The following is a 9,316-nucleotide window of genomic DNA, read 5'->3' as shown; positions in this document are numbered from 1 at the left end:
CTAAAGCGCTAAAAGCGATATAATAATCACATAGAATACACCAAAAAAACCTGAACAGTACTGTTCAGGTTTTTTTTATGCCTATAGTTAAACTTATGCGTTTTGTTGTTTTGTTAGAGCTGTAGGGATAGTGTTTAGTGTAAATAAGACTGTAAGCGCGATAATATCTATAAATATCGATAATGGGCTTCTTGATATATTATGCGTTATAAAAGAGCCTTACTATGATTACAAGTCATTTCTGGGTTTTAAAAGTAAGGCAGAAAGTTTTAGATATAAAAAAACCTGAAGCGCTAACTTCAGGTTTTAATAGGTTGTAATTGATTTCGATTTAATCGACTTCAAAAGTGATTTTTACATTCACTCTAAAATCGGCGACTTCATTATTTTTAATACTAGCGCTTTGTTCTTTTACATACACAGAACGAATATTCTTTACGCTTTTACCTGCGTGTATTACTGCTTTTTTAGTGGCGTCTTCCCAACTTTTTTCAGAGTTAGCTAAAATCTCAATTACTTTTAATACTGCCATAATGTGTTCGTTTTTAAATTAATAGATACCTAAAAGTACAAAAATTAAAACGAACTAACGTGCTGTATCAAAACGCATGGGTGCTTTAACGATAACGCAGATAAAAGTTAACCATTAATTGCTTCAACGGTGTTTACTTTTCCTTTTAGCATTTCTTTCAGCATATTTTCAATACCACTTTTAAGGGTAAGTGTCGACGACGGACACCCACTGCAAGCGCCTTGTAAAATAACCTTTACTGTTTTTGTGTCTGGATCGTAAGACTCGAATTGAATGTTTCCACCATCACTAGCAACTGCTGGTTTTATGTACTCTTCCAAAATATTAATAATTTCTTTCGAAGTATCGTCTAAAGTTTCAAAATGTGCATCGACTTTTTCTGACGCATTTTCTAAAACTTCAGGAGCATCTGGCGAAATAATTTCTTTACCATTCTCGATATAGCTTCTTATAAACTCTCTAAGTTCGTTGGTAATATCGTTCCATTCAGCAACATCGTATTTAGTAATCGATACGAAATTCTCGTCGATAAAGACACCTTTTACAAAAGGCAGATGAAATAACTCCGTAGCCAAGGGCGAATGCTTCGCAGCATCAATAGAAGTAAACTCGTAGGTAGCAGTGACTAATTTTTTATTGGCAACAAACTTAATTACCGATGGGTTTGGCGTGCTTTCAGCGTAAACGGTGATCGGTACTTTTTTAGAGGTTGCGTCTTCTTCAACAGCAATCCCTCCATTATTTAAGTAGTCTTCAATTTGTGAAGCCACTTCATTTTGTACATCTGCCCATTCCACTATGCTAAAACGTTCTATGGCTACAAAATTACTAGTGATATATACTTTCTTTACAAAGGGCAGGTAAAATAATTGCTGCGCTAAAGGTGACGCTTTTGCCTCGTCTATGTTATTAAATTCAAAGCTTTGATGCTGAGTTATAAATTGATTTAATTCAAATTTAACTATTGAATTATTTGAGGTTTCTTGAATAGATACTTTAAAAGAATTCATATGATTATATTTTTTTGCAAAAATACTAAAAGAAAAGCACAGATATCCATATATTTGGTTTTTATACTACTTTCAATTGGTCGGATATTTAAGCATTTTAACTAAATCCTTTTAAAATTGAAAGCTTTAACAAACGGAATCAAGAAATAAGAAGTAAATTCATATATTTGGCTACGTTTATAATTTATTTAACAATTAAGAGTTTATTATAACGTTACGATTATAATAAATAGTTAGATCACTATCTACCTTAAAAAAAGATTATGAGATTACAAAGGTTACTAATATTAGCAGTTTCAGTGTTTTTTTGCGCGCAATTTGCTTCAGCTCAAGAAGGGCTTCCCATTTATTCTGATTACTTAACAGATAACTATTATTTAATACATCCTTCAATGGCTGGTGTGGCAAATTGTTCTAAAATTAGAATAACAGGGCGACAACAGTGGTTTGGCGACGACGATGCGCCTAAGCTTTTAACCGCTAGTGTTAATGGTAGAATAGGAGATTCGCAATCGGGAATAGGTGCCATTGTTTATTCTGATAAAAACGGATTTCACTCACAAACAGGAGCGTACTTTACTTATGCACACCATATTTTATTCTCAAGAAGTGAAGTCGATTTAAATATGTTATCTTTTGGTTTAAGTGCAGGAGCTGTACAATACAAGCTAGATGAAACGTCTTTCTTATTCGATGGTCCAGATCCAATTATTGGAGGTGTGGAACAATCGGCAACGAACTTTAATGTAGATTTTGGATTTTCATACCACTTATACGAGTTTTACGCGCACGCAACAGTAAAGAACATTTTAAAAAATGAAGGTGTAAACTTTAACGAACAAGGTATTAGTTACGATAACTTAAGAACCTATTTGTTTTCTGTAGGAAATACGTTTTCGAAATATAATAGCGAATGGAGTTTCGAGCCGTCTGCAATGTTTATGTATAGAGATGCAACTGAAGAAGCGTCTATAGATATTAACGTAAAAGCATATAAAACTATGGAGTTTGGAAAATTATGGGGAGGATTATCTTACCGTAGAAGCTTAGATGGCGCCGAATTTGTAGATGGATCTGGTGTAAATAGTCAGAAATTACAATATATAACTCCCATTTTAGGGGTGGACATGGACAACTTTGTATTTGCTTATACTTACAGTTATCAAGCGAATTCAGTAGTGTTTAATAATGGTGGTTTTCACCAAATAACTTTAGGATATAACTTTGGTTGTAAGAAAGAACGTTACAGCTGTAATTGTCCTGCAATAAACTAAGTCGTTTTAAATTATAAAAAACACCTCGATATATTTTTATGTCGGGGTTTTTTTATGCGCCTTAGTTACTAGCCATTTTAATTTTCTGCACTTTTTTAGGTCTTTGACCTTTTTAAGTTTTACGTCTTTTAACGTATTTTTACGTAACGTATTCAGTATTTGTAAGCTGTGTTGTTTGTATTCTGTTCATTGCTTATATTCGTTTTAAAGCGCTATAGTGGTTGTCTATTTAGTCTGAATTTAAAATTATAGGTACGGCAGATTCCATTACAAGTAATAAAATAAAGACGTTAATGTAGAATATGTTTCAGTTTATAAAAAAACGAGAATGAGTAATGACAGATTAGAAATGAGTATAGGACATTGCACATTGAGTAAAACCATATAATTGTTAGGTTTTATATTACTTTTTTGAGAGTCTACATTTTATTTTAATACTAAAAGTATGTAAGTTTATCTTCACTAAATTAATAGCGCCAATGTAAATTGGTAAATAATGATACATTTTAAACACATTTCACTGATTGTCTTTCTGGTCGTATGCCCAATGTTTTTGATGGGGCAAACGCAACCACAAGTGACTGCAGAAACCAAAAACAGTTTTATAATTAAAGGCTTTGTGCGCGAGAGCGAAACCTATATTCCCCTTAAGAATGTAAATATACATGGAAATTTGGGAAGTTATGCGGCTTCAAATCTCGCGGGAGAATTTAAAATAGAGGTTCGGATTGGTGACGAATTAATTATAAGTCATAAAGATTTTGAAACTATTTATTATACCGTTACTTCCGATGACGATTTAACAATCGATGTTAGACCTGCTGAAGGCAATCAACCTTCTGCTTTAAACGCGAATAAACAATCGCCCTCATTTTCAAGTTTACTCGATTCTGCTTTGGTATATAAAAACACATCCGCAGAAAAAAGCATTCAATTCATTACTCAGAGTATAAGTAAAAGTAATTCGACAGCACAAAATGCGAGAGCTTTCGAAGTTTTGGCCGATGTCTATACGCATTGGAAACAATATGATTTAGCGGTTTCTAATTACCGCATCAGTCTAAATAGTAACAAAAAGTCTTCCGTTGAATTAAAATTGGCTAAAGGGTACTATTTTAATAAAAACTACCAAGAAAGTATTGCGCTTTATCAACACTTAATAAAAGAGAAAGGCACTACTAGCGATCGTGCCGAAGTTTATGAAGGTTTGGGCGACGTGTTTAGTAAAACAAAACAACACCAAAAGGCGATTACTGCTTATCAGTTGGGATTAACAATCGCGAAAAAACAATTAATTACAACAAAAGTAACCGATTTAAACAGTAAAATTGCTGAAGCTTATAATGCAAGTGGTGCCATAAACGAAGCGGGAAATTACTATAAAAACGCACTTAATTTAGCGACTAAAGAAAACAAGCAAAGAGCCATAAAAGAGAAAATTAAGGTCGCCGATTTTAATAGCGCTAATCGCGCTTATAAAGTCGAGATAAAACTCAGAAAAGAATCGTTGCAGGACATTCAAGATATTGAAGCCGATACCATAATCGATAACGCAAGCGATTACACCCTGCAAAAGCAAAACTATAAAATAGGAAATGCCTACTATTTGCAGCAGAAATACGAGGCTGCGATTCCATATCTACAAAGAAGTATCGTAGAAGCCGATAAGCGCGAAGATTTAGTCGTAGAAAAAGATGCCAAACGAAAATTGTCTGAGGTGTACAGAGACGCAGGGGATTTTGAAAAAGCGTTAAAAGCGTATGAAGAGTATACGCAATCTGTAGAAAAATTATACCTTAAAAAGGAACAGCAAATTACACAAGCCTCTCGTTTTAGCAGGAATATTGCAGCGCAACAAAATCGTATTGAATCGCTTGAAAGTGACCGCGAACTATCAGAAAGTAAGTACCACTTAAACCAAGAACAAAATAAGCTACAAACACTTATTATTTATTCTTTAATTGGTGGTGTTTTATTATTGTTACTGGCGGCGTATGTTATGTATAAGTTTATAAAACAGCAAAAATTAGCAAATAATTTACTAGCTTTAAAATCACTTAGAAGTCAGATGAATCCGCATTTTATTTTTAATGCATTAAATTCGGTGAATAGTTTTATTGCCACAAACGACGAGCGTGCGGCGAATAAATATCTTAGCGATTTCTCGAAATTAATGCGGGCTGTTTTAGAGAATAGTGAAGAAAATTTTATTCCGTTAACAAAAGAAATCGAGCTGATTGAACTTTACACAAAACTAGAACATTTCAGGTTTAAAGATAAGTTTGAGTATGTCATAGAGATCGATAAAAATATTGAAATTCTAGACTATAATATCCCGCCAATGTTACTTCAGCCCTATATAGAAAATGCGGTCTGGCACGGATTGCGGTATAAAAAAGAGAAAGGAGAATTACGAATTGCTATTTATAAAAAAACGGCAAATGCCATTACAATTAGTATTACCGACAATGGAATTGGTCGCGATAAGTCGAAAGCTTTAAAAACGGATAACCAAAAGAAACAAAACTCCAAAGGAATGGGAAATATTAAAAAACGGGTGTCTATATTAAATGCGATGTACAAAGATACATTGGATGTGTCTATATCCGATCTTAATATGGAAGACGGCACGGGAACCCAAGTACTCGTGACCTTAAAGAAACATTAAAATGTAGGGAGAATAGAATGTTTAATAATACACGATCAGACAAAACTATGAAATTACAAGCGATCATTGTTGAAGACGAAGCAACGAGTAGAGAGATTCTGAAAAATTATCTCAACAAATACTGCCCCAATGTAGCAGTGGTTGGCGAAGCTTCAAATGTAAATGAGGCTTTAGAAATTATAAGACTTACTACTTTAGATTTGGTGTTTTTAGATGTAGAAATGCCTTACGGAAATGCATTCGATCTACTAGAGAAAGTAGGCGATAGAAGTTTTGAAACGGTATTTATAACCGCTTACAGCGAATATGCTATTGAGGCTTTAAACGCTCACGCGTCGTATTATTTAATGAAACCAATAGCTATTGATGATTTAATAAAAGCGGTAGATTACGTTTGGGATATTAAGCAGAAAGAAGAAGCACTACAACACCAAGTGTTAATTCCTGAAATCATTAAAAATATAGAGGGTAAAATTACGATTCCGCAACAAGATGGCTTTGAAGTGTTAAGCAACGCCGATATTTTATATTGTAAAGCCGATGATAATTATACCGAAATCTATTTAAAAAATAATAAGAGGAAAGTGGTTAGTAAAACCCTAAAGTATTTTGAAGAAGCGTTAACCGACTTAGGGTTTGCTCGCGTGCACAAAAGCTATTTAGTAAACGTTAATCACGTTGTAAAATACGTAAAAGGAAAGGGCGGAAGCGTTATACTAAGCAATGGAGCTGAAGTAATGGTATCGGCTTCAAAGAAAGCAGCATTGCTGTCTTATTTTAAATAAATTTAATCAAAAAAACAGATAAAAATATGCCAATTATAAAACCAGTAAACGGAAAATCGCCTCAAATTCAAGACGATTGCTACATTGCAGAAAATGCCACAATTGTTGGTGATGTTACTATAGGGAAACACTGTAGCATTTGGTTTAATGCCGTATTGCGAGGCGACGTAAATTTTATAACATTAGGCGATAAAGTAAATATTCAAGACGGTGCCATTATACATTGTACCTATCTAAAGTACCCAACGATTATAGGGAATAATGTTTCTGTGGGGCATAATGCGATTGTGCACGGTTGTACCATCCACGATAATGTATTAATTGGGATGGGAAGTATTGTAATGGATAACTGTGTTATTGAAAGCAATAGTATTGTTGCTGCAGGTGCTGTAATAACGCAAAATACCGTGGTAGAATCAGGTAGTATTTACGCGGGTGTGCCTGCTAAAAAAGTAAAGGATATTAGTGAAGAGCTTATTAACGGTGAAATTAATAGAATCGCCGAGAACTATATTAAATATGCAAGCTGGTTCAAATAGGTGTTAAAAATCTAGATACTCAACTTTACGATTTTTTCCTAAAAGCGACGACATAGTCTGCGTATTGTTAGTGTTAATATAAAAGAGGTTCTTTCCAATTGTATTTTCATTGTTTATAAGATTATTACTCTCTAAGGTTGCTTTAGTATGCCTAGCCACCGCGAGGCCAGAATCTATAATACTAACTTTTTTTGGTAATAATTTTAAGAGTTGCGGAATTAAATAGGGGTAATGTGTGCAGCCTAAGACTAAATAATCGATGTTAGAATCGACCATTGGTTTGGTGTATAATTTTAAGAGCTCTGCCATCTCAAGAGAATTCATTTTGCCCTCTTCAATTAGCGATACTAGACCTTCACCGACACGCTCTACTATACTAATGTCACTCGCATATAGATTGGTCGTTTTATGAAATAATGCGCTAGAAAGGGTTCCTTTTGTAGCTAAGATGCCAATAGCTTTGGTCTGTGTTTTTAACGCTGCAGGTTTAATTGCGGGTTCAATACCAATAATCGGCACATTAAATTGTGCTCTTAAAATATCTATGGCATTTGTAGTGGCGGTATTGCAAGCGATAACAATAATTTTACAACCTTTATTAACTAAGTATTGCGTGTTCTTAATACTAAGTTCAATAATCTTTTCTTGAGATTGTGTGCCATAAGGAGCATTTTTACTATCGGCTAGATATAGGGTGTTTTCAAAAGGTAGAAGCGCGCGGATTTCTTTCCAAATGGAAGTGCCTCCAACGCCAGAATCGAATAAGCCAATAGGTTTTGTGTTCATTGCAAGAATATTAAGCTATAAAAATACAAAAGCCGCCTTGAAAAGACAGCTTTTGTTATTTAATATATTTAAGTTGGGTTTAGAAACCTAACTCTTTTTTTACATCTGTAAGTAAGTTTTTACCTTCAGCCATAATTACACCTCCACCTTGAGTAGAATCTAATACGTAATCGAAACCTTGAGCTTTAGCTACTTTTAAGATTGCTGTTTTCGCTTTTTCGGTAATTGGCTTTAAGAAATCAATTTCTTTTTGTTGTAAATCTTTTTGTGCAGTACTCGCATATTTTTGGATATCATTCTCCATCTGTTGCACTTCAACAACTCTTTTCTCGTTTTCTTCTTGAGTCTTTGTAGCTGCTTCTGCGTTGTACTTTTCCATTTTGGCTTTGTACTCGTTTTGCATTGCTTTAATATCAGAATCGTAAGTCTTACCTAACTTTTCCATTTCAGTTTGTGCCGATTTCATTTCGGGCATTGCTTTAATTAATTCTGAAGTATTAATATGTGCTACTTTAGATTGAGCATTTGTAAAGCTAGTTGCTCCAATAAATAATGCTGCTGCAATTAAAAGGGTTTTAAATTGTTTCATTTTAAAATAGAATTTGCGTGTTAAATTGTTAATTAATTAATGTTTAGTTATCGTTTTCTTCTTGTCTTTTTTCGCGGTCTTCAGCGGCTTGTCGCTTTTTTTCATCAAGTTCTTTTTTTCTAGCTTCTCTATCAGCCAATTTTTTGGCGCGACGTTCCTCTAGAATCTGTTCTCTTGTTTTTGGCTCTTCCTGGTTTTCGGCAGTGGTACTCTTCTCATTAACGTCTTCATTTACTTCTTCGTTATCCTCTTGAGCGTTGTCGTCTTCCTCATTATTTCTATCATTATTGCTATTTCTAGCGTCTATTTTATCTTGTCTTTCTTGTTCGCGTTCTGCAATAATTTTAGCTCTTTTTTCTTGAGCTTCTTTTCTACGGTCTTCAACTATCTTGCGTCGGGCTTCTTTTTTAGCTTCTAAAGCAAGCTCTCTTTCGTCTTTGCCTTCGTTAACTTCTACGAAAACATCTTCCTCTTTTGCTTCTTTTTTATCTGCGTTAGATTTTAATTGCTGACGTCTCGATGCTCTTGTTATTGTTCTTAATACTTGCTCACTAACATCGAAACGTTCTTCTGAATATAACATAACAAGATCGGCAGATTTATCGAATACAAAATCATATTTTTTAGCTTTTGCGATATCTTGAACGGCTTGAAAAATTTGATCTTGTACCGGTTGCATCAGTTGCTTCTTTTGAAGCATTAAATCACCGTTGGGACCAAATCGTTTTTGTTGGTAATCTAAAATTTCTTTTTCTTCAAAATCTAAATCTTCTTCACGTTCTTCAATTAATTCTTTTGTTAAAAGCGCTTTTTCGTTATTTAATTCGGTACGCTTTAATTCTAAGGCATTTAATTGTTCTTCAATTTCACCTTTCCATTGTTGTACTTTAGTTTCTAATTGCAATGTCGACTCTGTGTAATCGGGTACGTTTTGCAAAATATATTCAGTATCGATATACCCAATTCTAACACCGCGTTGTGCGTGCACAGACAGGCTAATAAATGTTAAGGCTAATACTAAAAAAAGGACTTTAAGTTTCATTTGTTTCATTGTCTTATTTTTTTGAAAAATGGAGTCATCACTCAATAATAATTCTTGATATTACTTTTTGTTTTAACAAGCTGTTTTCAAA

The 9,316-nt window shown here is 33.9% G+C and carries 9 protein-coding genes; 4 read left to right on the top strand and 5 right to left on the bottom strand.

Going from position 1 to position 9,316, the window contains the following annotated elements; translation table 11 throughout:
- Positions 1 to 331 precede the first annotated feature (331 nt).
- Positions 332 to 532, bottom strand: coding sequence for a dodecin family protein (locus ES677_RS13425; RefSeq protein ID WP_148370106.1), 201 nt, complete (start codon positions 530 to 532; stop codon positions 332 to 334).
- A 107-nt stretch (positions 533 to 639) separates the two neighbouring features.
- Positions 640 to 1,542 (bottom strand): NifU family protein, encoded by a 903-nt coding sequence (locus tag ES677_RS13420; RefSeq protein WP_148370105.1) that lies wholly within the window; start codon positions 1,540 to 1,542, stop codon positions 640 to 642.
- Positions 1,543 to 1,805: 263 nt separating this feature from the next.
- Between ES677_RS13420 and ES677_RS13415 the strand changes: the two genes are divergently transcribed.
- The 4 genes from ES677_RS13415 (at position 1,806) to ES677_RS13400 (ending at position 6,808) form a co-directional block, all read left to right on the top strand.
- Positions 1,806 to 2,816 carry a PorP/SprF family type IX secretion system membrane protein gene (locus ES677_RS13415; RefSeq protein ID WP_148370104.1) on the top strand — a complete coding sequence of 337 codons (1,011 nt, stop codon included), beginning with the start codon at positions 1,806 to 1,808 and terminating at the stop codon, positions 2,814 to 2,816.
- 496 nt (positions 2,817 to 3,312) lie between these two features.
- Positions 3,313 to 5,484 carry a histidine kinase gene (locus ES677_RS13410; protein ID WP_148370103.1) on the top strand — a complete coding sequence of 724 codons (2,172 nt, stop codon included), beginning with the start codon at positions 3,313 to 3,315 and terminating at the stop codon, positions 5,482 to 5,484.
- A 47-nt stretch (positions 5,485 to 5,531) separates the two neighbouring features.
- Entirely contained in the window at positions 5,532 to 6,269 is a 738-nt protein-coding gene (locus ES677_RS13405) for a LytR/AlgR family response regulator transcription factor (RefSeq protein WP_148381501.1), read from the top strand.
- A 26-nt stretch (positions 6,270 to 6,295) separates the two neighbouring features.
- Entirely contained in the window at positions 6,296 to 6,808 is a 513-nt protein-coding gene (locus ES677_RS13400) for a gamma carbonic anhydrase family protein (protein WP_148370101.1), read from the top strand.
- Positions 6,809 to 6,811: 3 nt separating this feature from the next.
- Here ES677_RS13400 and murI read toward each other — a convergent pair whose 3' ends face one another.
- The 3 genes from murI to ES677_RS13385 form a co-directional block, all read right to left on the bottom strand.
- On the bottom strand, positions 6,812 to 7,594 hold the full coding sequence (murI, locus tag ES677_RS13395) for a glutamate racemase (RefSeq protein ID WP_148381500.1): 783 nt from the start codon (positions 7,592 to 7,594) through the stop codon (positions 6,812 to 6,814).
- Between the two features lie 79 nt (positions 7,595 to 7,673).
- Complete coding sequence (locus tag ES677_RS13390; protein WP_148370099.1) at positions 7,674 to 8,183, bottom strand: OmpH family outer membrane protein; 510 nt, start codon at positions 8,181 to 8,183, stop codon at positions 7,674 to 7,676.
- A gap of 43 nt (positions 8,184 to 8,226) precedes the next feature.
- Positions 8,227 to 9,234, bottom strand: coding sequence for an OmpH family outer membrane protein (locus ES677_RS13385; protein ID WP_246124558.1), 1,008 nt, complete (start codon positions 9,232 to 9,234; stop codon positions 8,227 to 8,229).
- Between the last annotated feature and the right edge of the window lie 82 nt (positions 9,235 to 9,316).

The sequence above is a fragment of the Bizionia gelidisalsuginis genome, assembly GCF_008086185.1.
Classification (GTDB): Bacteria; Bacteroidota; Bacteroidia; order Flavobacteriales; family Flavobacteriaceae; genus Bizionia; species Bizionia saleffrena.
The sequence above is the reverse complement of the archived record's forward strand: the minus strand, read 5'-3'. Positions and strand labels throughout refer to the sequence as shown.